This window comes from Acinetobacter sp. YH01009, assembly GCF_013420765.1.
Lineage (GTDB): Bacteria > Pseudomonadota > Gammaproteobacteria > Pseudomonadales > Moraxellaceae > Acinetobacter > Acinetobacter amyesii.
Window position 1 is genome coordinate 56,484 of record NZ_VOYE01000004.1, and the last position, 25,567, is coordinate 82,050.

The 25,567-nt window shown below is 41.1% G+C and carries 26 protein-coding genes; 20 read left to right on the forward strand and 6 right to left on the reverse strand.

Annotation, left to right across the window (positions count from 1 at the left end; all coding sequences use genetic code 11):
• The first annotated feature begins 32 nt into the window (after window positions 1–32).
• The 5 genes from FTT76_RS05980 to FTT76_RS06000 all read left to right on the forward strand — a co-directional run bounded on the left by FTT76_RS05980 (window position 33) and on the right by FTT76_RS06000 (window position 5,193).
• Complete coding sequence (locus tag FTT76_RS05980; protein ID WP_180190161.1) at window positions 33–1,019, forward strand: ion transporter; 987 nt, start codon at window positions 33–35, stop codon at window positions 1,017–1,019.
• Between the two features lie 181 nt (window positions 1,020–1,200).
• Complete coding sequence (locus FTT76_RS05985; RefSeq protein WP_078189020.1) at window positions 1,201–2,121, forward strand: LysR family transcriptional regulator; 921 nt, start codon at window positions 1,201–1,203, stop codon at window positions 2,119–2,121.
• Between the two features lie 12 nt (window positions 2,122–2,133).
• A complete protein-coding gene (locus FTT76_RS05990; protein ID WP_180007389.1) occupies window positions 2,134–2,457 on the forward strand; it encodes a gamma-glutamylcyclotransferase family protein in 324 nt (107 codons plus the stop codon).
• A gap of 253 nt (window positions 2,458–2,710) precedes the next feature.
• Window positions 2,711–3,721, forward strand: coding sequence for a sensor domain-containing diguanylate cyclase (locus tag FTT76_RS05995; protein ID WP_180007352.1), 1,011 nt, complete (start codon window positions 2,711–2,713; stop codon window positions 3,719–3,721).
• A 305-nt stretch (window positions 3,722–4,026) separates the two neighbouring features.
• Window positions 4,027–5,193, forward strand: coding sequence for a CynX/NimT family MFS transporter (locus tag FTT76_RS06000; RefSeq protein WP_257223272.1), 1,167 nt, complete (start codon window positions 4,027–4,029; stop codon window positions 5,191–5,193).
• Between the two features lie 32 nt (window positions 5,194–5,225).
• Here FTT76_RS06000 and FTT76_RS06005 read toward each other — a convergent pair whose 3' ends face one another.
• On the reverse strand, window positions 5,226–5,681 hold the full coding sequence (locus tag FTT76_RS06005; protein ID WP_180003104.1) for a DUF441 domain-containing protein: 456 nt from the start codon (window positions 5,679–5,681) through the stop codon (window positions 5,226–5,228).
• A 151-nt stretch (window positions 5,682–5,832) separates the two neighbouring features.
• On the opposite strand from FTT76_RS06005, the gene FTT76_RS06010 reads away from it, so the two are divergent.
• Window positions 5,833–6,552, forward strand: coding sequence for a pseudouridine synthase (locus FTT76_RS06010; protein ID WP_180190162.1), 720 nt, complete (start codon window positions 5,833–5,835; stop codon window positions 6,550–6,552).
• A 133-nt stretch (window positions 6,553–6,685) separates the two neighbouring features.
• On the opposite strand, the gene FTT76_RS06015 is transcribed toward FTT76_RS06010, so the two are convergent.
• The 3 genes from FTT76_RS06015 to FTT76_RS06025 all read right to left on the reverse strand — a co-directional run bounded on the left by FTT76_RS06015 (window position 6,686) and on the right by FTT76_RS06025 (window position 8,593).
• Window positions 6,686–7,129, reverse strand: a complete 444-nt coding sequence (locus tag FTT76_RS06015; RefSeq protein ID WP_168378877.1) for a GNAT family N-acetyltransferase — start codon at window positions 7,127–7,129, stop codon at window positions 6,686–6,688.
• A 98-nt stretch (window positions 7,130–7,227) separates the two neighbouring features.
• Window positions 7,228–7,575, reverse strand: a complete 348-nt coding sequence (locus FTT76_RS06020; protein WP_078189014.1) for a type II toxin-antitoxin system RelB/DinJ family antitoxin — start codon at window positions 7,573–7,575, stop codon at window positions 7,228–7,230.
• A 112-nt stretch (window positions 7,576–7,687) separates the two neighbouring features.
• On the reverse strand, window positions 7,688–8,593 hold the full coding sequence (locus FTT76_RS06025; protein WP_180007349.1) for a pseudouridine synthase: 906 nt from the start codon (window positions 8,591–8,593) through the stop codon (window positions 7,688–7,690).
• 135 nt (window positions 8,594–8,728) lie between these two features.
• Between FTT76_RS06025 and tsaE the strand changes: the two genes are divergently transcribed.
• From tsaE to hfq, 4 genes are all read left to right on the forward strand, one after another.
• The gene (tsaE, locus tag FTT76_RS06030; RefSeq protein WP_180007348.1) at window positions 8,729–9,208 is read left to right on the forward strand and encodes a tRNA (adenosine(37)-N6)-threonylcarbamoyltransferase complex ATPase subunit type 1 TsaE; all 480 of its coding nucleotides are present in this window, start codon (window positions 8,729–8,731) and stop codon (window positions 9,206–9,208) included.
• The gene (gene mutL / locus FTT76_RS06035; protein ID WP_180007347.1) at window positions 9,198–11,210 is read left to right on the forward strand and encodes a DNA mismatch repair endonuclease MutL; all 2,013 of its coding nucleotides are present in this window, start codon (window positions 9,198–9,200) and stop codon (window positions 11,208–11,210) included. Before tsaE ends, mutL begins: the two co-directional genes overlap by 11 nt.
• 6 nt (window positions 11,211–11,216) lie before the next feature.
• On the forward strand, window positions 11,217–12,161 hold the full coding sequence (miaA, locus tag FTT76_RS06040) for a tRNA (adenosine(37)-N6)-dimethylallyltransferase MiaA (protein ID WP_180007346.1): 945 nt from the start codon (window positions 11,217–11,219) through the stop codon (window positions 12,159–12,161).
• Between the two features lie 92 nt (window positions 12,162–12,253).
• On the forward strand, window positions 12,254–12,766 hold the full coding sequence (hfq, locus tag FTT76_RS06045; RefSeq protein WP_180007345.1) for an RNA chaperone Hfq: 513 nt from the start codon (window positions 12,254–12,256) through the stop codon (window positions 12,764–12,766).
• Window positions 12,767–12,935: 169 nt separating this feature from the next.
• On the opposite strand, the gene FTT76_RS06050 is transcribed toward hfq, so the two are convergent.
• Both FTT76_RS06050 and FTT76_RS06055 read right to left on the reverse strand, forming a co-directional pair.
• Complete coding sequence (locus FTT76_RS06050) at window positions 12,936–14,243, reverse strand: peptidylprolyl isomerase (RefSeq protein ID WP_180007344.1); 1,308 nt, start codon at window positions 14,241–14,243, stop codon at window positions 12,936–12,938.
• Entirely contained in the window at window positions 14,243–16,714 is a 2,472-nt protein-coding gene (locus FTT76_RS06055) for an LPS-assembly protein LptD (protein ID WP_180106234.1), read from the reverse strand. Before FTT76_RS06055 ends, FTT76_RS06050 begins: the two co-directional genes overlap by 1 nt.
• 120 nt (window positions 16,715–16,834) lie before the next feature.
• Here FTT76_RS06055 and FTT76_RS06060 point away from each other — a divergent pair, with 120 nt between their 5' ends.
• The 10 genes from FTT76_RS06060 (at window position 16,835) to kdsB (ending at window position 25,563) form a co-directional block, all read left to right on the forward strand.
• Entirely contained in the window at window positions 16,835–17,848 is a 1,014-nt protein-coding gene (locus FTT76_RS06060) for an aminoglycoside phosphotransferase family protein (protein ID WP_180106236.1), read from the forward strand.
• Window positions 17,848–18,537, forward strand: a complete 690-nt coding sequence (gene murU / locus FTT76_RS06065; RefSeq protein ID WP_180007341.1) for an N-acetylmuramate alpha-1-phosphate uridylyltransferase MurU — start codon at window positions 17,848–17,850, stop codon at window positions 18,535–18,537. The genes FTT76_RS06060 and murU overlap by 1 nt, the downstream gene beginning before the upstream one ends.
• 84 nt (window positions 18,538–18,621) lie before the next feature.
• Window positions 18,622–19,254: a 16S rRNA (guanine(527)-N(7))-methyltransferase RsmG gene (gene rsmG, locus FTT76_RS06070; protein WP_180003083.1), complete on the forward strand. Its 633-nt coding sequence runs from the start codon at window positions 18,622–18,624 to the stop codon at window positions 19,252–19,254.
• A 24-nt stretch (window positions 19,255–19,278) separates the two neighbouring features.
• Window positions 19,279–20,061, forward strand: a complete 783-nt coding sequence (locus tag FTT76_RS06075; protein WP_078188958.1) for a ParA family protein — start codon at window positions 19,279–19,281, stop codon at window positions 20,059–20,061.
• Window positions 20,058–20,945, forward strand: coding sequence for a ParB/RepB/Spo0J family partition protein (locus FTT76_RS06080; protein WP_111885065.1), 888 nt, complete (start codon window positions 20,058–20,060; stop codon window positions 20,943–20,945). The genes FTT76_RS06075 and FTT76_RS06080 overlap by 4 nt, the downstream gene beginning before the upstream one ends.
• A gap of 31 nt (window positions 20,946–20,976) precedes the next feature.
• Window positions 20,977–21,618, forward strand: a complete 642-nt coding sequence (locus FTT76_RS06085; protein WP_078188956.1) for a MotA/TolQ/ExbB proton channel family protein — start codon at window positions 20,977–20,979, stop codon at window positions 21,616–21,618.
• Window positions 21,619–21,631: 13 nt separating this feature from the next.
• Window positions 21,632–22,054: a biopolymer transporter ExbD gene (locus FTT76_RS06090; RefSeq protein WP_168378890.1), complete on the forward strand. Its 423-nt coding sequence runs from the start codon at window positions 21,632–21,634 to the stop codon at window positions 22,052–22,054.
• Window positions 22,054–23,781, forward strand: a complete 1,728-nt coding sequence (gene msbA / locus FTT76_RS06095; RefSeq protein ID WP_180007340.1) for a lipid A export permease/ATP-binding protein MsbA — start codon at window positions 22,054–22,056, stop codon at window positions 23,779–23,781. The genes FTT76_RS06090 and msbA overlap by 1 nt, the downstream gene beginning before the upstream one ends.
• Window positions 23,782–23,784: 3 nt before the next feature.
• Window positions 23,785–24,798 (forward strand): tetraacyldisaccharide 4'-kinase, encoded by a 1,014-nt coding sequence (gene lpxK / locus FTT76_RS06100; RefSeq protein WP_180007339.1) that lies wholly within the window; start codon window positions 23,785–23,787, stop codon window positions 24,796–24,798.
• 3 nt (window positions 24,799–24,801) lie between these two features.
• Window positions 24,802–25,563, forward strand: coding sequence for a 3-deoxy-manno-octulosonate cytidylyltransferase (gene kdsB / locus FTT76_RS06105; protein ID WP_180007338.1), 762 nt, complete (start codon window positions 24,802–24,804; stop codon window positions 25,561–25,563).
• Window positions 25,564–25,567 lie beyond the last annotated feature (4 nt).

Consider the following 25,567-nt stretch of genomic DNA (forward strand, 5'->3'; position numbering starts at 1 on the left):
TGTAGCAAGTTAATTTGCTAACGATTTGAATTATGACTTTTAGTGCATGGTATTCACTGCGTAAATTTGTCTATAACAATTTACATAATGATGATTATGAAACTAAATTTAGTCATTTTCTCAACTATGCTTTGATATTGCTGATTTTAGGTAATGCTGCTGCGGTTTTACTCGAATCGGTCAATGATATTTATTTGTCTTATCAAGTTTACTTTAATTTTTTTGAAAATTTTTCAATCATTGTATTTAGTGTTGAATACGTATTGAGGCTTTGGTCGATTGCAGATAAAGACCCATTTTACTCCGCTTGGCGTAATCGTTTGAATTGGGTAAAAAGTGGTGGCGCAATTATTGATTTATTGGCAATTTTACCTGCATATCTAAATTTCTTTGTCCATTTTGATTTGCGTTTTTTACGTATTTTACGATTACTGCGTTTATTAAAATTAACTCGATATTTTGTGTCGTTGCAAATTTTGTTACGTGTCATTGAACGTGAAAAAGGTTCATTTCAAGCTGTTGTTTTTATTTTATTTATTATGATTATTATGGCCGCAGCTGGGGTGTATTTAGTTGAGAGTAAAGCACAGCCAGAGGTCTTTAGTTCTATTCCTGCGTCCATGTGGTGGGCTGTTGTTACTTTAACGACGGTCGGTTATGGCGATGTAACACCGATAACCCCTGTTGGGCGGATATTAGGTGCAATGATTACGATATTAGGGGTTGGCTTGGCAGCATTGCCAGCAGGTATTTTAGCCAATGGTTTGGCACATGAATTGGAGCAACGCAAACAACAATTAGAACTCAGTTTTCGTGAGTTGATTCAAAATCGTGAAATTGATTTTGTACTTGAGCCTGAAAAAATCGAAGAAATCCGAAAAACAGTGGGTTTAACCCGTGAGCAAACACAGGATATTATTTGGCAATTGTTACGTGAGCAAAAAGAGGAATCATTAAAGCAGGAGCGTGAGCAGTATGCATATTGCCCGCATTGTGGAAAAAAATTACCTGATTTGTAATGTGAAAAAAACACATTAGCTAAAGATGATTCAGTAAAACTTGATGAAGTATATTCATGTGAATAAAAAATAGTTAAATAAAATTTATGATGAATATGATTCATAAATATCATGATATGATAAATATAATTTAAAAATACTGATTTTCAGCTCATTCAGTATGTCGTTTGTGGAACTCATTATGTTGGAATTACGCCATCTCAAAACCTTATTGGCACTCAGAGAACACGGTTCTTTGGTCGCTGCATCTAATGATCTGTGTTTAACGCCTTCTGCACTTTCACACCAGTTGAAAGAGCTAGATCATTGGTATGGGGTAGAGGTGGTGAACCGACGCACACGTCCTGTGACCTTTTCGAATGTTGGGCAACGTTTACTACGCCTTGCTGATGATATTTTGCCGCAAGTTCAAATTGCGCAATCGGACATTACACGTATTGTGCATGGTCAAACCGGCCGAATTATTTTTTCTTCTGAATGTCATAGTTGTTTTGATTGGCTGATGCCGTTATTGAATGTCTACCGTCAGCAATACCCCGATGTAGATTTGGACTTTGCCTCTGGCTTTGAAGCCAATCCGCATGAACTATTACAAACAGGCGAGTTTGATCTTCTGATTACGGCAGACCCAATCAATTTAAAAGGTGTGGAATATTTCCCTATCTTTGAATATGAGTCTCGTTTGGTACTGTCAAATACGCATCCCTTGGTTCGTGCAACAAATGTGACTGTTCAAGAATTAGCAGAAGAAACGCTTATTACCTATCCGGTCGATAAACATCGTTTAGATATCATGGCGAAATTATTTTTACCGGCCAATATTCAGCCTAAACACGTCCGTACCACAGATTTGACCCAGATGCTGATTCAGTTGGTTGCAAGTGGTCGTGGTATCGCGGCATTACCTGATTGGGTGGTAAATGAATATGAACAAAAAGGTTGGGTGACCTCTCGACGCTTAGATTGTGTTTCACCTGAAGGTTTAAGACGGACTTTGTACGCCGGTTATCGTACCGAAGAGGCTGAAAAAAGCTACTTTGAAGGCTTCCTAAAACAGTTGGCGAAATTCTCACAAAAACGCAATCAATATTATTCCAACTAAGGGGGATCTATGATTCAGAGTCTTTTTGTATACGGGACATTACGTCTAGGTCAGCCCAATGCTAATGTGATGGAGCGCATAGGTGGTGTGTGGAAGAAAGGTGCGGTTTGGGGTGAATTAGAACATAAAGGCTGGGGTGCGGCTATGGGCAGTCCGGGCATTCGTTTATCGAAGGCAGGTCAAGCCATTGAAGGCTATGTTTTTATCTCTGAAAACTTAGCAGCTCATTGGGCTGCTTTAGATGAATTTGAAGGTGCTGAATATCAACGTGTGGCTGTTGATGTGCAATTGGAAGGCGGAGAATGGATGCAGAGTGAAATTTACGCGTTGAAATAATATTCAGGGGGAGAGTCGTGAAATACGTGGGGCATCCATACATCATGACTTCCCCAACCTTCGAAATATGTATCGATGATTCTGCTTGCTCTGTTGTTTCCTTGAGTGCATTTTCTTTCGAAGAGCAGTATTTGAAAGAGTTGTATCTAAAGTGCTTGAATGCGCAGAAATTACTTTAAGATTGCTATACAAGTGGATGAATAATTTTTAGAATTGAGCTGTATCTCACATTGAACCCTGTTTGAACTCAATCATGCCCAATTCTATAGAACCCTCACCAACTCAACTCATGTCTGTGATTCAAACTCAGACAGCTATTGCCAAACTGGGTTTAGATCTAAATGCAGTGATGACCGTAGTGGCAGAACAGGCGCAGCAGATTACACATGCTAAAGGTGCAGTTGTAGAGTTGGCTGAAGATGGTGATATGGTCTATCGTGCAGTGTCTGGTGGGGCGAGTCATTTACTGGGTTTAAGACTACATATTGAAAATAGCTTATCAGGTCTATGTATTGCGCAAAAACAAACATTGTATTGCCAAGATTCGGAAACAGATGCACGGGTAGATCGCGTGGCATGTCGACGTGTCGGGTTGCGTTCGATGGCTGTGGTGCCATTGATTCACTGTGATGAAGGTGTTGGTGTTTTAAAGATTTACTCTGACCAAGTCGATGCCTTTCAGGAAGCTGATTTACATATATTGAGTTTGATGTCTGAGTTGATCGCTGCGGCGATGTACCATGCAACACGTTTCGGTGCGACAGAGTTATATAAATTGGCGACTCAAGATAGCTTAACCGGCTTAGCCAATCGGGCTTTGTTTGTCGACTTTTTACGCCAAGGTATAGAAAAAGCTCGCGCGCAGAAAAAAGTACTGGGTATCTTGATGATTGATATGGATGGTCTGAAGCCGATTAATGATCAGTTTGGACATCGCATTGGGGATGCTGCACTGAAAGAAATTGCACAGCGCATTTTGCGTGAAACACGTCAAGATGACTTGGTTGCACGCTTGGGCGGTGATGAATTTGCTGTGATTTTAACCAATATTGCCAACTTAGAGCGTGCGCAAACGGCGATGAATCGAATCGCAGAAAGTTGCGGACTGCCATTTGCATTCGAGCAAATGAGCTTGAAAATTGGTGCCAGTATTGGCATGGCTTTATTTCCAGAGGATGCCGAATCCATCGATCAATTGGTCGAAATGGCAGACTTGAAAATGTACGCCAATAAGCGTGAACGGAAACAAGTAAATATTGAATAACTCACTGCTTAAATAATTCACTAATTGTTAGGCAGGTGAATTCCTTCACTACCGCCAAATTATTGAAAGTATCAGAAAAAACATTTTTGATGGGAATACGTGTTGTCTCAAACAATTGCAGATGACATCACGGAATATCATTGTTTAATTTAAATCAAAGTGCGCTTAGCATGTGACGGTGCAAGATGATTAAATAATTGAAAAATCATCTAAGGTCATTTGTTTTTTGACTCAAAATAATATTTTGAATTGTTAAGCTGTGCACTATTGCATGGCGAAAAGAGCATGACAATTCAATGAAAGGGATGTCAAAAGATTTATTCATTATTGCGGCAGGTTTTGTTGCTGCAATGCATATCGGGAAATTACCGCCCGCAATACCTGTATTACAACAGCAACTTGGTATTAGCTTTATTCAGTCTGGTTTATTGCTCTCACTAGTACAGGGTGCAGGAATGTGCTTTGCATTGTTGATTGGTAGTTATATCCAAAAAATTGGATTTAAACTGTGTATCTTATTGGGCTTAAGTCTATTGACGATAGCAAGTGCATGGGGGAGCTTTGCACAAAGCTTTGATGTCTTGTTGCTACTGCGTGTCATAGAAGGATTTGGCTTCTTATTGGTGACACTCACAGGGCCTGCATTTATCCGTCAGCTTGTACCGCTACAGCACATCAGCGCAAAGATGGGGCTGTGGAGTGCCTATATGGGTGGAGGTATGGGCATTGCCTTATTGGTTGCGCCATTTCTAATTGCTCAATATGGTTGGAGTGTGGTTTGGCTCAGTTTCGCTATGATTACTGCAGCATTACTACTCTGTATCGCTATGTTTATTCCTCAGCCTAATGTGGCGCTGAATACAACACCTATTATTGGTCTCATTCGGGATACTCTGAAACATCCTGCAGCATGGCTTTTGGCGCTCATTTTTGGGACATATGCAGGGCAGTGGTTTGCATTGGTGGGCTTCTTACCGATGATTTATGCCCAAAACCAAATTTCAGCAGAACTGGCGGGTGCTTTAACAGCCAGTGTTGCCGTTGCGAATGCTGTGGGCACATGGGGGTGTGGACTGCTATTACAGCGTGGTTTTCAAGCTAAAACTTTAGTCCAACTGGGTTTTGCTGTTTTGATCATTTGCTCCTTAGGGTTTTATCTCTCTAAAGATGCGTTACCTTTTTTACTGCAATATTTAACGGTGTTTAGTTTTTCGCTTTTTGGAGGCTTGGTTGCTGCGACGGTCTTTGCGCAAGCACTGCATTTTGCACCTTATCCTGCGGCAATTAGTACGACGGTCGGCATGATTTTACAATGCTCTGCCATATCACAATTTGTTCTGCCACCTGTGATTGCCACTGTGGTTTCACAAACTGGCGCGTGGTTTTGGGCGGGGATCTTGATGTCAGCATTATCATTCGTTGGAATCATGCTTAGTCGACGTTTATTTCAAATGCAGCATGGCTCAAATTAAAATTTTGTTAAACCGCTATGTCAGCAACGGCCTTATTGTTTAATCCCAATCAGTAGCGACAAGATGCCTGCTGCAATGAGTGGGCCGACAGGTACACCACGCAGCATGGCAACACCTGCGACTGTCCCAATCAATAGTCCGGCAACCACATCTGGCTGATTGGACATCAGTTTGACACCACGTCCGCCTAGCCATGCGACAAAGATGCCAATGGCGATTGCGACGAGGGATTTCCAACTTAAAAAGGATTTTAAAATCGAATCACCGGGTATTTTTCCGCTAGCGATCGGCGTGAGTACGCCAATGGTTAAAATAATAATGCCAATGTTTAAGCCATATTGTTGCAGATAGGGGAAAAATTCACTTAAAGGCGTGATGCGGAAAATAATCAAGACACCTGCTGCTATGGTGATCGCTGTATTGTGGCTAAAGATGCCACAAGCCAATAACACCAATAACACGATCAGATTTAAATCCAACTGAGACATAGGATATTCGTGAGAAACTTCAATAAATAATCAATAGTGTAGCGCAGAAACATTAAAAACTGGCGTTCAAGATTATTTCCGCTATTTTTCCTGCAAGTTGGCTCGTGGTTCAGTATAAAATAGCAATATATGGTGTTTATTAGGTTGTTCTATGTTTTTGGAAAAAATGCTGCAATCACAAGGTTTTGGTTCGCGTAAATATTGCCAACAGTTGATTAAAAATGGTGCGGTCGAAATACACGGTGAGATTGTAGATAATCCAAAGCAAAAGCTGGACTTGAATGATTTAACTTACAGTGTGCATGGACAGGACTATACCTATCGTGAGCATGTTTATATCGCGTTAAATAAACCTCAAGGTTATGAATGTTCGCATCAGGCAACCCATCATTTTAGTGTTTTTGAATTATTTGATGATGTGCTGTTAAATCGTGGTCTGCAATGCGTCGGGCGACTGGATCAAGACACCACTGGACTGTTGCTGCTCACGGATGATGGTCAATATCTACAAGCGCTTACACACCCTAAAAAGCATGTTGCCAAAGTGTATTCGATGCATACCGCAGATCCTGTGACACCTGAGCAAATACAACAATTAGAACAAGGCGTGGAGCTTCGAAACGAAAAAGGCATTTTCGCTGCAACCGATGTACAGCTATTGGCTTCACATCAATTGCAAATGACTGTCCATCAAGGGGTATATCATCAAGTGAAGCGGATGTTGGCGGCTGCCGGCAATAAAGTTGAAACATTACATCGTGCTCAAATAGGACAATTAAAGCTTGAAGATATTGCTGAGGGTGAATGGATCTATTTGAATGCAGCGCAAATTGAACAATCGAAATTTCGTGAAAATCTAAATTCACAGTAATAGGTACAGGGCTTTGATACGTCATCATTTGAAGGATGAATGTGCGGTATTAAAGCCCATAAATATGTCTGCTAATTATTTAAAGATGCGTTTCTAATATGCGTTGATGATGTTTTTAATGCCGAGCAAGGCATTAGCGAATAAAGTAATGATAAGTTTGAAATTCATCATCTTTAATGAAGCCCATCGATTCATAGAGCTGATGTGAGTGATAGTTATTTTTTTGAGTTTCGAGGCTGATTCGAAGCGCACCTTCATGTTGAGCAAAGAGAACCGCGGTATCGATCAATTGTTTGGCTGAACCCTGACGACGATATACAGGGCTGACATAGACATCATCTAAAATATAGTAGGTTGAACAAGCCACAGATGAAAAGCCCAAATACAGTAAGATAAACCCAGTAATCACATCATCTTTTAAGCAAATAAAAATTACGCTTTCATTATTTTCAAAACGTTGTCTTAGAAATTTATATGAGATATCAAGATTAGAAGAGGTGCCATAAAATTGGCGATATTCATCAAATAAAACAGCAAGTGGATGAAGGTCTGCTTCTGTTGCGCGTCGAACGATCATTTTTTTCTATACTCCATGCTATTTTTATCAGTCTTGCATGAAGCATATCGAATTTTCGAAATTGGTTGATTTATAAATTGTTTATAAATGCGACAGTGTTAAGTTTTGTCACCTTCACCCAAAATTGCATTGAGCTCTTCAAACAAGTCGAGATGATCATCATCTAATAATGGATCATTATTTAAAATTTCTAATTCCGCAGGGCTAATTTCAGTGGTTGAAATGGCTTGGGCTTCTTGTTGTTTTAATTTGCGTAACTTAATCAATTGTTCAATATTGATATTTTGGTTTTCAATAGAGAAGGGGATTGATTTGGTTAAAACAACTTGTTTAAAGAATAGACGTACAGCCTGTGCAGGTGTAATGCCTAATTGTTTAAACACGGCAAAGGCCTGTTTCTTTTCCTGTGAATCGAGGCGGATTTGGTAGACTTCAGTTTTTCTCATATTCTTAGAAAGCTTTAAAATACTTAACTTTTCGCATTTATTCTAATCAAAACTGTTTTAAATTCAAGAAAGTTTGGCAGTATTTTATCAATTTAATGTAATGACAATCGATTTACAGTGTCAATTCATAGGCAGAACTGAATTGAAAAGCCTGCTCTGTCACAGGATCGATAAACTCAAGATGTTTCGCAAGTAGTTGTAAAGGTTGGCTGAAATCGTCATCTGCCTTATGTTGTACTACTGGATAAAAGGGGTCATTTTGAATTGGAATGCCCAAAGCATTTAAATGTACACGAAGTTGGTGTTGCTTGCCGGTATGGGGATTTAATTCATACTTAGCGCGGTTTCCATGCTGCTGGATCAGCTGAATGAAGGTTTCGCTGTTAGGTTCACCATCTACTATTTGCATTGTATAAAAAGGTTGACCTTTTTCCATGCGATAGCGAGTTGTGATTGGGAAATTTAATTCATCTCGATAAGCTGCAATGGCATGATAGGTTTTTTGAACGTTTCGAGTGGCAAACATTTGTTGATACAGCCCACGGCTTTCGACACATTTGGAAAACAGCACCACACCTGCAGTTTCACGGTCTAAACGATGAATCGGCGTTAGCTGTTCAAGCTGCGTTTGTTTTTTGAGTCGAACCAATAAGGTTTCTTGTACATACTGACCGGTTGGACTCATGGTGAGAAAATGTGGTTTATCGACCACAATGAAATGATCATTTTCAAACAAAATCTGATGCTCAAAAGGAACATGGATTTCATGCGCTAAGAATCGATAATAATAAACATGACGATTGGCTTCAAAAGGACTGTCTATCGTTAAAACGTCACCATTTGCGGCATAGACCAATCCATCCTTAAATCGTTGTTGCCACTCTGCTGCTTGGATATGAGGAAATTGTTCACACAAATATGCATAGACGGTAGAGGCTTGCGTGTGTTGACCGTCAAGGAAGACTTTGCTGGCACTAACACCATTGATCATTGGGGGAGTAAATTCAAAACTGTGCATGAAGAAAGATCTAAAAACTGAGCAAATAAAGCAGAGAACACATCATGAAAAATGCTCAATCTGTAGTGTGAACATATCCATTTTAGCCAGTGCGATGCTATCATATTTAATTCTTATGTACATGTTGTGAGTAATATGCAGTATTCATTCAGTCTGGAACTTAATAGTGAAGTCGATACCCAAAACTTAGCTACCGTACTGGCGACGCATTTTACGACGGGTGTAGCGTATTTAATTGGTGACTTGGGTGCAGGAAAGACCACGTTAACACGTTATTTTTTACAACACTTGGGTCATCAAGGTGCGGTAAAAAGTCCAACCTATACATTAGTTGAACCTTACAATATTCAAGGACAAGATATTTTTCATTTTGATTTATATCGTCTGAATGACCCTTATGAGCTTGAACTTATGGGTATCCGTGATTATTTAGAAACGCCGAACGCCCTATTTTTATTTGAATGGCCATCTAAAGGGGGCGACGAAATCCCTGAGGCTGATTTAATTATTAATATTGAAAAGTCTGCGGATGAAACCACCCGTACAGCGACTTTAAGCTCTTCTTCAGAAACTTTGCAAAACGCTTTGGAGCAAAAATTTAACCATGCTGAATGAAATCAGTGCCCGCCGCATTCGAACGCTTGATCCTGCCTTAGCCAACCAAATTGCCGCAGGGGAAGTGATTGAACGTCCTGCTTCTGTGGTCAAAGAATTACTGGAAAATGCCATTGATGCAGGGGCGACTGAGCTGATTGTTCGTATTGAACAAGGCGGCAGTACACTGATTGAAATAATAGACAATGGTCGGGGTATTCACCCTGAAGATCTACCTTTGGCGGTCATGCGCCATGCCACAAGTAAAATCCAAACTGCTGAAGATTTGCATGCCATTGTAAGTCTAGGTTTTCGTGGGGAAGCCTTGGCTTCGATCGCTGCGGTGTCTCGTTTGACATTGACCAGTAGCCAAAATGATGACGGTGTAGGCTATCAGGTCGAAGTAAATGGCACCGCATTTGATTCGCAAGAAATTCAGCCTGTGGCAGCGACGCAAGGCACCACCATCCGTGTGCAAGATTTATTTTTTAATGTGCCTGCACGGCGTAAGTTCCTCAAAAAACCGGGGACTGAGTTTGGACATATCGAAGAAATTGTCCGTCGTTTGGCACTGACCCATTTTGATATACGTTTTGTCCTTGAGCATAACAATAGTATTAAGCTGAACTTGCCTATTGCAGACAGTGGCGCGCTCCGTTTTCAGCGGGTACAACAATTATTAGGCCGTCAATTTACTGAAAATGCGTACTGGATAGATGCTGATAGCGTCAATATGCGTCTCAGTGGTTGGTTAGGCCATCCTTCAGATGCACGTGCGCAGGCCGATATGCAATATGTCTATGTGAATGGACGTATCGTAAAAGACAAGACCGTTTCACATGCACTTCGCATGGCTTATGACGGTATTTTGCATGGGCATCAACATGCCGCTTATTTGTTGTTTATGGAAGTTGATCCAGAAAATATCGATGTGAATGTGCATCCAACCAAGCATGAAATACGTTTTCTAAATCAACGTGAAGTACATGAGTTTGTGCGCCATTTTGCCAAATCGACTTTAGCGCAATTTCAAACCGCGACAGCCGAATTGTCATCTGCAATGAAACTCGACGGGCAGGCACACGAAAATATTATTCCGCAGCCGCGTCATCAGGAACAATTTTCATTACATCAATCTCAGCCAGTTGCAGAGCAAGGCTCAAATTTTGTCAGTCCAGAGATCTCAGGCGGACTCACTGACTTTAGTTCACCTGCAACAGTGCAATATGCTTCTAATCATGCGCCAACAGGGCAGGAAGCTTATACACAGCAATATTCAAATGCGTCGAACAATAGTGCTGGATATCAGTCAAATTTAGCGGGTTCCAGACAGCTCAATAATGCATTGCAAAGTTATTTGGCGCCTTTACGTCAAACTGAGTCGTTAAATGATCCGGATACCGCATTGGCTGAACATATTCAGCAGAAAGTCGATGAGCATCCTTTGGGGATTGCCATTGCGCAATTGCATGGTATTTATATTTTGGCCCAAAACACCGAAGGTTTAATCATTGTTGATATGCATGCGGCACATGAGCGCATTGTTTTGCAACAAATGAAAACTGCTTGGGATAAACCTGAGTTTTGGACATCGCAGCAATTGCTGATTCCTAAAGTCGTCAGTATCAGTCGGATGCAAGCTATGCGCGTCGATGAGCTCAAAGAACAATTGGCACGATTAGGTTTAGAAATAGACCAATATGGCGATGAGCAAGTTATTGTCCGAGGTGTTCCTGCCATTTTGCATAAAGCAGACTTTGATGCGCTGATTCCAGATTTATTAAATGATTTAGACCCAAGTGATCAGGTTGCAGGGTTACTACAAAAGCGCGATCAAATATTGGCAGGCATGGCCTGTCACGGCGCTGTACGCGCACACCGTATTTTAAGTCTATCTGAAATGAATGCATTACTGCGTCAGATGGAACAAACTGAATTTGCCAGCCAATGTAACCATGGACGTCCGACGTGGCGTGCGTTTCCATTGGCACAGCTAGATAAACTTTTTGCTCGGGGAGAGTAGTTTTACATGTCAAATCAATTGCCGGTCATCAACTTAATGGGACCAACTGCAAGCGGTAAAACCGCCTTGGCATGTGAGTTATACGAGCAAGGTGGATTCGAATTAATTTCAGTCGATTCTGCTTTGGTTTTTCAGGATATGGATATTGGTACGGCCAAGCCGAGTAAAGCTGAGTTGGAGAAATATCCACATCATTTGATTGATATTATCAGTCCGCTAGAAGTGTATTCGGCAGCGAACTTTGTGGAAGATGCGTGTGTGCTGATTGATGATATGCATGCCCGAGGTAAAACACCGATTTTAGTCGGTGGCACGATGTTGTATTACAAAGCTTTATTGGAAGGGTTGTCTTCAAACTTACCAAGTGCAGACTATGCTGTACGTGCTGAAATTGAAGCCAAAGCTGAGTCGCAAGGTTGGGACGCTGTATATGCAGAACTGTGCAATGTAGACCCATTGGCAGGTGAAAAATTTAAACCGAGTGATAAGCAACGAATTATCCGTGCGCTCGAAGTTTTTAAGTTAACCGGTAAACCCATTACTCAGTTACAAGCTGAGCAACCTAAAAACGTACCATACCGATACAATTTTCATAATTACGCATTATTGCCCGACCGATTAGAATTACATGAGCGTATAGCTCGACGTCTAAAAATAATGTGGGAAATTGGATTTTTAAATGAAGTGAAAGCTCTCATTGAAAAATACGATTTAGATGAAAATTTACCCTCTATGCGCTCAGTTGGATATCGTCAAGCTTTAGATTTTTTGAAAAATAGTGATCAAAGTAGCGAAAAACAGCGTGAAATGGAGGATAAGGCACTTTTTGCAACACGACAACTTGCAAAACGTCAATATACTTGGTTAAGATCTTTGCAAGAAACGCATAAATTTACTACATATTTAACTGCGCAGCAGGCTCAAGAAGACTTGCGAAAGTGCTACGGATAAAGCAAAATTTACAGACTACCTTTTTGATAATTTTTAATTGAAAAGTAAAGGTAGCTTTTGCGCTGATTTTTATTATTTTTTGGAGTTATAACATGTCTAAAGGTCAAACTTTACAAGATCCGTTCTTAAATTCTCTCCGTAAAGAACGTATTCCAGTGTCGATCTTCCTTGTAAACGGTATTAAATTGCAAGGTCATATTGAATCTTTCGACCAATACGTTGTTTTATTAAAAAATACTGTAAGCCAAATGGTTTACAAACACGCTATTTCAACTGTTGTTCCAGCACGTAACCCACGTCCTGCTGGTGCTCCTGCTGGTGCTCAAGGCGCTGCTGGCTTCGGTGGTCAACAAGGCGGCTTCGGCGGTGGTCAACAAGGCGGCTTCGGTGGTCAAGGTGGCTTCGGTGGTCAAGGTGGCTTCGGTGGTCAAAGTGGCTTTGGTGGTCAAGGTGGCTTCGGTGGTCAAGGTGGCTTCGGTGGTCAAGGTGGCTTTGGTGGTCAAGGTGGCTTCGGCGGTCAAAGTGGCTTCGGCGGTCAAAATGCTGGTTTTGATGGCGAAACTAAATTTGAAGATGCTCAAGACGACGAAAACAACAATCGTTAATTGAGTTAAAAAAACCTCCCAAATGGGAGGTTTTTTTTGCCTATAAAAAGAGTAGATGGTTTAAATACTGGTTTTTTAATAATTACTACAACTAATAATTACTACAACGCTGAATAATGATAAGAATCGACATAAAAAACCAGCCGAAGCTGGTTTTTTGTTTATTCACTTATTTCTTTTTACGATCTAGAGCAGGGTCTTTAATTTCAACATAGGCATTGTTGCGTATTTCACGTAACCAGCTGTCCAGTTCAGTGTCAAATTGACGCTCACCTAAAATCTGACGTGCTATACGTTCTTGTACTTCATGTGTCATGTCTTGTTGACGTGTATCTGTTACTTGCAGGATGTGCCAACCAAACTGAGATTGGAAAGGTTTGCTGATTTCACCTTTCGCTGTTGATTTCATCATCGCTTCAAATTCTGGAACCATAACACCTGGGCTAACCCAACCTAAACTACCACCATTGGCAGCAGAACCGGTGTCATTCGAGAACGTTGAAGCCAAGACAGCAAAATCTTCACCTTTTTGCAGGCGGTTATACAAGCTGTCTATCATTTGTTTTGCGTTTTCAGGACTCACCACTTCAGAAGGTTGAATCAAGATATGGCGAGTTTGGTATTGAGGAACAATGGCTTTTTGTTCGCCACCTTTACGGTCGACCAATTTTAAAACATGAACGCCATCACGTACTGAAATCAGTTCGGTGGTTTGACCAACTTGCAAAGGTGCTACACGTGCAGCAAGTTCATCTGGAATATCAGATAAGTTGCGGAAGCCCATATCTGCACCGTCAACTTTAATGTCTTTGGTGCTGTATTTGTTGGTAATCGCTTTAACATCGTTACTTGCTGCCAGTTCTTTGCGAATGTCTTCAGCGATTTTAACGGCATTATCACTGCTAGCAACGCGTACATGTAAGACATGAACTTGATTACCTAGCGCAGCTTGACCTTGTGGTGAACTTAAGAAGTTTTTCACATCTTGGTCACTGATTTGAATACGAGAAGTGACCAACTGTTGGCGTAGGCGTTGTAAAGCGATGTCTTCAGCGATACGTGCACGTAAACCTGCATAGGTATTTGGTGCAACAGCATCTAATTTTTGCTGAAACGCTTCTAAGCTTGGAGAGCCGGCATTTTTCGCAACTTTAAGTACGGCTTCATTGAGTGATTTTTCATCCGCTTTGACGTTATAGCGTTTCACTTGTTCAAGCTGTGCTTGGCGCGTAATCAGCTGTTCTAAAGCTTGTTGCTGCAAGTATTCGGTCGGTGGGATGGTTTGTTTTTTTGCTTGAAGTTGGTGAGTAATTTCGGCAATGCTTTGATCAAGATCACTACGTAGAATCACGCTATTGTCAACGACAGCTACAATTTCATCTTTAGGTTGCGCAGCAGCAAATACAGATACAGAAGTCGATAGGCAAAGTGCCAAGGCTGACGCTTTAAAAATTTGTTTTAACTGTTTTGTCTTCATTAACGTTCTGTCCAAGATTGATTAATATTGTTAAAACCCAACACTCGGTTTTCAAGCAAAGAGGTTAATTTATTGTTGAAGCCACCTAAACCTTTTAGGGTGAACTCCGCCATAATGGCACGTTTTGGTTTAACATCTGAAGATGTTACATCATCTAAATCGTTATAGTACGAACGACCATAAACTGAAACACCCCAGCAGCATGACTCGTAGTTCACACCAAGTAAATATTCACGCGCAATACTGTTGTCGAGGTCATATTGTGCATGACCGATAATACGCCAGTTATTGTGAATAGGTTGAATAAACGATGCTACTGCTTGGTCATAGCTGTCTTGGCGATTCGGAATGTCTTTACGATAGAAATAACCGACATTGTATAAATTGCTTTTATTTCCTGTGTAATACATTTGAATATCGCGCTGAGCATTATCACCATTCGCCATCCATGCTGAATTGGCATTCACACTGATGCTGTCAGATAATTGGCTAGAAATGCTCACGACAGGGCCGGTATGGCGTTCGGTATCAAATTTATCAGAGACGTTGTTCAGTGTGACACGACGGTCTTCAAAATAGAAACTTTGACCAACGCTGGCTTTTAAACGCTCAAGACCAACATCATCAAATAAACTATAGCTCAAGCCTAGAGATGCGAAGTTATTATCTTCTAAACGGTCATTACCATAGAACCGACGCGGACTAAATAACTGGTCATAATTAATTGACGCTGTGGTTGAGTCAAAGTTCGGATTAGTGTCTTGGTTTTTGTATGGAGAATACGCATAGAAGAAGCGTGGCGTTAAGGTTTGAAGATAACGACCTTCGCGTTCCATCACAAGGCCCGCATCTAAAGTAAATTGCGGTACAACGACCGATTTACTTTCATTTGATGAACTAATGTTTTGTGCATTAACGGTATCTTGATCGTAAATCGTGTTGACGTTACGAATCGTCGCTTCAGGAATCACAAACGACCAAGGAGTACGATAGTTATAACGTACACTAAAGTCGTTATAAATACGTGCACCACTTGGCTCATACATTGGCGAATTGCCAGTATTGCTTGGAATATTGTTACTACGTAAGTTCTTTTTGAAGTAAGCCGTATCATTGTTAAATTCGTACTGTAAGCCGAGCGGATTACCAACTTTGTAGTTCAGTAGGAATTGCGGCAAGCGCGCATATGGACGGTCTTCATCACTGACAGTTTTATCCAGTGTTTGGAAGTCTTCAACTTTGAGCTGTGCTTTTAGGCCAGGGATACCATTTTTATAATTGAGTTCCCATGCACGGCGTAAGTTTAGGTCAGTTTTTGAGTTTGGATTATTATTGAGATCTGAGAAATAGTCTTTATCAGATGCATAATTGTATTCTAAATTGGTTGTAAATTGATCGTTAATTTTCCAGTTGTGGAGGAAATGTAAGTCTTTACGATCCTGATCATCATACTTTTGGTCGGATGGTAAATAACCACCCCACACCATCCCTGAACCAAAGTTTTCAGTGAGATAGCGGAATTCGCCTTCCATCATTGGACCGCGGTCTGCAATGTAACGTGGTGTGACCGTTGCATCATAGTTTGGTGCAAGGTTGAGATAGACGGGAACGGCAAGTTCAACACCACCATCATTGGTAAAACCAAAGCTTGGGGTCAAAATACCTGTGGTACGACGGTCATCAATCGGGAAGTTGAAATAGGGCACAGCCATCACAGGTACGTTTTTTACATATAATGTTGTACCTTTGGTTTCACCACGACCAGTTTCTTGATTCAGCTTAATTTTGTCTGCTTGAATTTTCCACGTTGGTTTTTCATCAGGTGGACAAGTGGTATAAACAGCGTTTTCTAATTCGAGTGTTTCGGTTGAAGTACGTGAAATTTTCTCAGCGCGACCGTGTGCATGCTGCTGTTCAGCAATAAAGAAACTGTTATTTAAATCACCCTGTTGGGTTTTTAAATTGTAATCAATGGAATCGCTTTGCGAAATCAGCCCAGACTGTGCCATTTGCACGCGGCCAGAAGCATTGGCGTAGGTTTGGGTTTTATCAATTTTGATTTGATCGGCACGAATTTGACGACCTTCTTGGTCAATCAGAACATTACCTTCAAGAATGGAGTCGCCATTCGGGTCAAAATGACCATAGTCTGCGGTAATGGTAGAGGTTGCATCTTCAGGTGCGACTGCTTTCGTTGTTGGAGCAACTGGGGTAATCCAGGTGCCTGTACAAAACGCAGAACTTAATTGATTGGTGTTGCGAATCTGTGCTTCAGGTGCAGATTTATCGACATAATATTGTTCGAAGAACTGCTGCCCCGGATAAGCTTCTGAAATGCTTTGTTTGAGTTGTTCTGTATCGTCATCCGTGGACGGGTTTGAAACAGGTGCTGCATAGCTTGGTAACGAGCTACCACATAGAAGGGTTAAGATCGCAGTCGCTAAAGGATTAAATTTAAACTGATGCTTCATTTGTCTCATTAACCAGGTATGCTTAATCGCAATTAATTATTGTCGCATCATAGAGAAAAAGTTGATAAGTAGCTACACTTAGCACTTTAAAAACTCAGCCTGTATTAGAATTTATCGCAAATGAATACACAACGTGAACAATTGATACAAACATGGATTTCATCTGTACTCGATTCAGATCAATTTGAAATTAACTTCTTAGCAGGCGATGCAAGCTTCCGTCGTTATGCACGAATCAAATTGAATAATAAAACATTTATGCTCATGGATGCACCACCAGAAAAAGAAGATTGTGGTCCTTTTGTGTCGATTGATGAATTTTTTGATGCACATGGCGTGCGTGTACCACATATCGTGGCCAAAGACCTTGATCAAGGCTTCTTATTGTTAGAGGATTTTGGTGATGTTTTATTGTCCACGTTGTTGAATGATCAAACAGTAGACGCACATTATGCTCAAAGTTTTAAACAGTTGATTCAATTACAGTCAATTGATGGTACTGCTCATTTTCCTGCATATACCTATGAAAAGCTGATTTCTGAAATGGAGCTGTTAACCGATTGGTTATTGCCATCTCTACAAGTGCAGCCTACTGAAGAAGAATCGGCACTGATTAAACGTACCTTTGCTATCTTAGCCAATGCTGCATTGGCTCAGCCTCAAGTGATTGTGCATCGTGATTTTCATAGCCGTAATTTGATGGTACTTGATGGTGAGCAAGATCAGGGTGTGATTGACTTCCAAGATGCTGTGATTGGTGCAGATACTTATGATTTGATTTCTATTACACGTGATGCCTATGTGCAGTGGAATGCAGATCGCGTTTATGCATGGTTTAAGACGTTCTATGATTTGCTACCTGCATCGGCAAAAGAAGGTCGTAGCTTTGAGCAATTCAAACAAGACGCAGACCTCATGGCGATTCAACGGCATATCAAAATTTTAGGTATTTTTGTGCGCTTATTTGAGCGTGATGGTAAGTCGGGTTATCTCAAAGATTTGCCGCGCGTGATGTGGTATTTACTCGAAGAAAGTAAACCGTATGCAGAATTACAACCTTTTATGCAATTTATTCAGGCTAAAGTATTGCCGAAATTTGAAGCCAAATACGGCACTTATGAGGTTGTTGCATAATGAAAGCCATGATTTTAGCGGCGGGTCTCGGAAATCGGATGCGCCCTTTAACATTGTATAAGCCAAAGCCGTTGCTTGAAGTGGGTGGAAAACCACTGATTGTTTGGCATATAGAAAAGCTAAAAAAAATTGGCGTAACTGAAATCATCATCAATTCTGCATGGCTTGCAGATATCCTGATTGGTACTTTAGGTGATGGTTCGCAGTTTGGTGTAGATATTCGTTGGACACGTGAAGCGGAAGGTTTGGAAACAGCTGGTGGCATTATTAATGCTTTACCTTTGCTTGGGACAGAACCGTTTATTTTAGTCAATGGTGACGTTTGGACGACTTACGATTTTTCAGCCTTGCTCAATGTTGAGCTAAAAGATGATTTGGCACACTTGGTTTATGTGACTAATCCAACGCAACATCCAAAGGGTGATTTTATCTTGGATGCAGGGCGTAGTTATACCTTTGAGCAAGAACATGCAGGCGAGGCACTCACCTATAGTGGGATCGCGGTCATTCATCCAAATATGTTTGATGGATTGGAAGCGGGCAAGCGTCCGCTCGCACCTTTATTGAAAGAAGCTATGTTGGATGGAAAAATTTCTGCAGAGAAAATGCAAACTGCGTGGGTTGATGTTGGCACACCTGAGCGTTTAAGTGATCTAGATCTACAGATTCGCCAAGGCATGTACGATTAAGTGCATATTCGCTAAGCGTTAGCTACTGTTCCACGGCTTAGAAATCGGTATACTTCAGTTAATTTTTATTGAGATGTCTTCTTTATGCATCCTTTTTTTCAAGACTTAAAGCAAGGTAGTCAAAAGCTTGGCTTAGATTTGAGTGAAGAAGCATTAAATCTATTGCTGAAATACCAAGATGCCCTAGTGCTGTGGAACAAAGCGTATAACTTGACTGCTATTCGTGATCCTAAAGAAATGTTGGTTAAGCATTTATTGGATAGCTTAAGTATCCTAAATGATTTGCCTGCAGGTCGTTTATTGGATATCGGTACGGGTGGTGGCATGCCGGGCATGATCATTGCACTGTGTCAGCCTGAACGTGAATGTGTGCTTTTAGATGCCAACGGTAAAAAAATTCGATTCTTAAAACAATTTATTGCTGACTTAAAACTAAAAAATGTCATTGCGGTACAAACACGTGTCGAAAATGAAGACAGCATTAATGAACTGGGGCAGTTTGATGTGATTACCAGTCGTGCTTTTGCATCGTTAACGGATTTTGTGGATGCGTCTAAACCGTATATGCATGCGCAAAGTATTATCGCGTCGATGAAAGGCTTAATTCCTGAAGAAGAAGTTGAAACACTAAAAAGTGATTTCAAGATTGATATCGTTGCATTAAAAGTTCCACGACTTGATGAGCAGCGTCATTTAATTTTTCTTAAACGTATTTAAAATTTTCAAAGGACTGGGGTTACCATGGCTCAAATTATTGCGATTGCAAACCAAAAGGGTGGCGTAGGTAAAACCACAACGGCTGTGAACTTGGCTGCATCTTTAGCCATATTAAAAAAACGAGTTTTACTTGTGGACATGGATTCACAAGGCAATGCCACGATGGGTTCGGGCATTCAAAAAAATGATTTGTTGTATTCAGTCACGGATGTCTTACTTGGTGAAGTGCCGATTGAAACCGCTATTTATAAAGCGGAAGTGGGCTATAAGGTTTTAGGTGCAAACCGTGACTTAGCTGGCGTTGAGCTTGCAATTGCAGATCAAGACGGTCGTGAGTTTATTTTACGTGAAGCATTGGCAAGCGTCGAAAAAGACTTCGACTATATTATTGTCGATTGTGCACCAAGTTTAAGTTTGATCACTGTCAATGCACTTGCAGCGGTACGTGCTGTGCTGATTCCAATGCAGTGTGAATATTATGCCCTAGAAGGTTTGGCTGACCTAACCCAAACCATTGACCGTATTCAGCAAGCTTTAAACCCAGATCTAGAGATCGTGGGTGTGCTTCGTACCATGTACGATGCGCGTAATGCCTTAACACGTGATGTGTCTGCTGAGCTTGAACAATACTTCGGTCAGAAACTTTATGACACGGTCATTCCGCGTAATATTCGTTTGGCTGAAGCGCCTGCGCACGGTTTACCAGTGATTTATTTTGAAAAAAGCTCGAAGGGTGCAGTTGCTTATTTGAACTTGGCAGCTGAGATGTTAAAAAAAACCAAAGTAAAAAAAGGAACTAAAGCATGACCGTAAAAAAACGCGGACTGGCTAAAGGTCGTGGTCTGGATGCCTTACTCGGCTCAATCCAAAAAGAAAAACTACAGCTCGAAGCAAAAGCTTTAGATCATGGACAGTTAAAACAAATTGATGTGCATTTATTGAAACGTGGTGAGTATCAACCGCGTCGTTTCATTAAAGAACAAGATTTACAAGAACTTGCTGCATCGATTGAAAAGCATGGTGTCATGCAGCCAATCGTCATTCGTCCTGTCGAAGATGAAAAGCATCCCTACGAAATTATTGCTGGTGAGCGTCGTTGGCGTGCGGCTCAGCTTGCAGGTTTAACCGAAGTTCCTGCCATTGTTCGTGACTTGAGTGATCAAGTGGCAATTGCATTGGCATTGATTGAAAACATTCAACGTCAAGATTTGAACCCAATCGATCAAGCCATGGCTTTGCAACGCTTCCATGACGAATTTGGTTTAAGTCATCAAGAGATTGCTGACACGGTCGGTAAAGCACGTACCACGATTAGTAACTTGCTACGCCTCTTGTCTTTAGCGGATCAAGTCAAAGACTTTATGCAGCAAGGTTTGCTCGATATGGGGCATGCACGTGCGATCTTGACGTTAAAAGCCAAAGATCAGCTTAAAGTTGCTGAAATGGTGATTGAAAAAAGTATGTCTGTACGTCAAACCGAACAATTTGTTCGTGATTTGAATGCACCAAAACAACAAAAAGCTAAACCAATTGTTTCATCAGACATTCAACAACTGACACAACGTCTCTCTGATCGTTTCAGTGCAGACGTGAAAATTGATCATAATAAACAAGGGAAAGGCAAGCTGGTGATTAGCTACCATACTCTTGAAGAGCTAGATGGCATTTTAAATATTTGTCTAGCTGAATAATTTTTAAATTCGATTTATTGGGGAAAATCAAATGTGGGAATTAGTCAAAGCGGGCGGGTGGTTAATGATCCCGCTCGTCATTTGTTCGATCTTTACGGTAGCCATTACCATTGAGCGCTTTATTCGTTTAAAGAAATCAATGGTGTTACCAAAAGACTTGATGATGAATGTAAACACATCGGTGAAAGATGTGGTGCAGCAGCTAAAGCAAAGTCCAACTTTACAACAAAGTACATTGGGTCGTGTATTGGGCGCAGGTTACGCTAGTAAAGATCAAAACGAGCAATATGCACGTGCGCAAATGGAAGTCACAGCGTCACAAGAAATTGGTTATTTAGAAAAAAATATCAACTTTTTGGGCACTTTAAGCGCTGTTGCACCTTTACTAGGTTTGTTGGGTACGGTGATCGGTATTATTGAAGCATTCTTAATGATTGATATAGGCACCAATAGTGATCCAGTGTTGATGATGCCGGGTATTTCTAAAGCCTTGATTACCACTGCTGCCGGTATGTTAATTGCTGTACCTGCATTATTTGCACATCGCTATTTCCAACGTTTGGTTCAGGAATATGTGGCTGAGTTAGAACAGCAGTCGACGTTATTTCATGCCGCTTTGTTTTATAAAAAAACACCTGAAGTAGAAAGTCAGGACATTCAGAAAGCCAGCTGAGTGGAGACTGCGCATGAAATTTAAACGTCGTCAGGTTGAAGATATTCATATCAACCTCACACCGATGATTGACTGTTTGATGTTCATTTTGGTGTTCTTGTTGCTCTCGACTACCTTTAACCAGATGAGTCGAATGAACCTGACTTTGCCAGATGCACAGGGTGTTCCACCTAAAAACTATGATCAAAAGATTGAAGTTGTGGTGGATTCAACAGGACATTATTCTGTCAATGGTCAGTCATTGGCCAGTAAAGAAGTCTCTGATTTGAATACTGCAATTAAACAGACAGCCAATGATCGTCGTGATTTAATGTTTGTGATTGCCGCAGATGCAAAAGCAACACATCAAGATGTGATTCGGGTGATGGATGTTGCAGGTCAACTTGGATTTGTGAATGTCAACATCAGTACTAAAGTTCCAACTCGAGGTTATTAGTGAAGCACGATTTTAAGGTCTATTTACGCCTATTAAGTTATTTAAAACCTTTTTGGGGAATCGGCCTGCTGGTTTTGCTTGGTTTCGGTATTAATGCTGCGACAGAAGTTTCTGTCGCAAAATTATTGGAACGCATTATTGAAGCCATTCAAAACAAAGATCAAAGCTTTACAACCTTATTTCCACTCTTGGTGGTTTTATTGATGTTCTTCCGTGGACTCGGTTTGTTCATGGGGGGATACTTTACCGCAGTGATTTCTCGAAACTTAATCTTTAATATTCGTCAGCAAGTGTTCGCAAAACTCATGCGTTTGCCTTCGCAATATTATTTAGATAATTCGAGCGGTCATATCACTGCAAAAATTATGTATAACGTTGAACAGTTGACGGCAGCATCATCTGAGTCACTGAAAACGATTGTACAACAGGGTCTGATTACCATCGCATTATTGGGTTATTTGCTGTATACCAACTGGCGTTTAACTCTATGTATTTTAATTTTTGGCCCAATTATTGGGCTGATCATTCGTAAAGCGTCGAAACGCATGCGTAAATTATCCATGCAAGTACAAAGTACCATGGGTGACGTTAACCATGTGGTGCAAGAGACAGTACAAGGCAACTTGGTAGTGAAGGGCTTTGCAGGGCAAGATTATGAACAAAAACGTTTTTATGAAAGCTCAATGGAGAACTTACGCCGCGGCTTAAAAATGGTTGTGGTGCAGCAACTCAATAGCCCAATTGTTCAGCTGATTATGTCGATCGCGCTCAGTATCGTGATGTATATCGCGCTACGCCCAGAGATTCTACAAGATACAACAGCAGGTGAGTTTGTAGCGTATATCACTGCCGCAGGTATGCTGAGTAAGCCGATTAAAACCTTAACGGATGTCAATGAAAAACTACAACGAGGCATGGCAGCAGCTTATTCAGTTTTTGAATTGCTTGATATGCCTGAAGAAGTAAATAACGGCACGCTGAAGCCTGCTTTGAAAGGTGATGTCGAATTTAAAAATGTTAATTTGATCTATGCCGATGGTCACCATGCGATTCATGACTTCAATTTAAAAGTGAATGCAGGGCAAACTGTTGCATTGGTTGGGCGTTCAGGTGCAGGTAAAACCTCACTGGTCAATCTGTTGGTGCGTTACCAAGAGGTATCCTCAGGCCAATTGTTGCTTGATCAGCATGATATTCACGACATAGAGCTCAATAGCTTGCGTACTCAGATTTCGATGGTCAATCAGCAAGTGGTTTTGTTTAACCGTACAGTGCGTGAAAATATTGCTTATGGTCAGCTCGAGCATGCAACAGATGAACAAGTCATTGCTGCTGCCAAAGCTGCATTTGCACATGATTTTATTATGGACTTACCGCAAGGTTATGACACACCATTGGGTGCCCAAGGTTTAAATCTATCTGGTGGACAACGTCAACGGATTGCAATTGCTCGTGCGATTTTGAAAAATGCACCGATCTTAATTTTAGATGAAGCGACCAGTGCGCTAGATAACGAATCTGAATTTTTCATTCAGCAAGCATTTGACGCTGCGATGCAAGATCGTACTACGATCGTGATTGCGCATCGTTTATCAACCATTGAAAATGCAGACTGTATTGTGGTGATGGATAAAGGGCGTATTATTGAACAAGGTTCGCATACGGAATTGATGGCACAACGTGGTGCATATTACCAACTTCATCAGCGTAATTTTGAGGAAAATTAAGTCATGTCTTTTACACAATTGATTCAGGATGCTTGGAATGAACAGGCAAAGTGGCTCGTTGTGTTTAGACCTTTGTCATGGCTTTATCGTGGCGGCTTTTTACTCAATAAAAAACTCTATCAATCAGGTATAAAGCAAAGCTATAAAGCGCCCATTCCAGTCATGGTCATTGGTAACATCACAGTCGGTGGAAGTGGTAAAACCCCTTTGCTCATTCACTTGGTTAGTTATTTAAATAGCTTAAAGCTGCGTGTTGGTGTGATCAGTCGTGGCTATGGTGGTCAAGGACCATTTCCGGCCTATGTGGATTTAGATTCGACGGCTGAAATCGTGGGTGATGAACCGAGCTTAATCGTTCAGTCTACAGGTGTGCCGATGGCGGTCGGTCCAAATCGCCAACAAAGTATTGAGTTGCTGCTATCTAAGCATGAATTGGATTTGATTATCTGTGATGATGGTTTGCAGCATTGGGCGCTTCAACGCCAGTTGGAGTGGATCGTACTGGATAATAACCGTGGTTTAGGCAATGAAAAATTATTACCTGAAGGTTATTTGCGTGAACCGAAAAAGCGCCTTGCCAGTGGAACGGTCATTGAGCATTCAGCAGATCCAAGTTCTCCACTGAATATGCACCTAGAAGCGGCGCAGCCTTATTTGCTCAATAAAGATCTTGTGACGACATTTGATGCAAATAAAGATTTTTATGCCGTAGTGGGTATCGGTTTTCCGCAACGATTTTATAAAACCCTAGAAAACATGGGGATTCATCAATTTCAATGTCATGAATTCCCAGATCATTATGAATATGAACTGAGTGATTTGCAGTTTGAAGATGCGAATCCCATCATTACCACTGAAAAAGATGCAGTAAAAATTTTAGCGATCCTCAAAAATAATCCAGATTTTAAAAGAGAAATATGGGTTGTTCCTGTAGATGCAGTGTTATCACCTGCGTGTTATGAAACTTTGCATGCGCAGTTGAAACAACTGGGTCTGAAACTTCCCGAAGGCATTTAATTTATGAAACATATTGTTATTCCTGCACGTTTTTCAAGTTCACGTTTACCGGGTAAGCCTTTACTTGAAATTCATGGTCGTCCGATGATTTTACGTGTGGTCGATCAAGCCAAAAAAGTTGCAGGATTCGATGATCTTTGTGTCGCTACAGATGATGAGCGTATTGCAGCAGTGTGTCGTGCAGAAGGGGTTGATGTGGTACTGACCTCTGCAGAGCATCCATCAGGGACAGATCGTTTAAGTGAAGTTGCATGCATCAAAGGTTGGGCGAGTGATGACATTATTGTCAATGTGCAAGGTGATGAACCTTTGCTTCCCGCTCAATTGGTAAAACAAGTTGCACAATTACTTGTTGATCAACCGACATGTTCGATGTCGACGCTCTGTGAGCCGATTCATAGTCTAGATGAGTTTCAACGTGACAGTATCGTCAAAGTGGTGATGTCAAAGCACAATCAAGCGCTGTATTTTAGCCGTGCGACTATTCCTTATGACCGTGATGGTGCAAAGCAAGCTGAACAAACCTTGCATGATCAGGCTTATCGTCATTTAGGCCTATATGCATACCGCGTAAAACTCCTACAAGAATATGTCACTTGGGATATGGGTGTGCTGGAAAAATTAGAAAGCCTTGAACAATTACGCGTTTTGGAAAATGGTCACCGTATTGCCATTGCTGTGGCAGAAGCGAACCTTCCACCGGGCGTAGATACTCAAGCTGACCTTGATCGTTTGAACCAAATGGATGTTTCGAACTTCGAATAAGGTT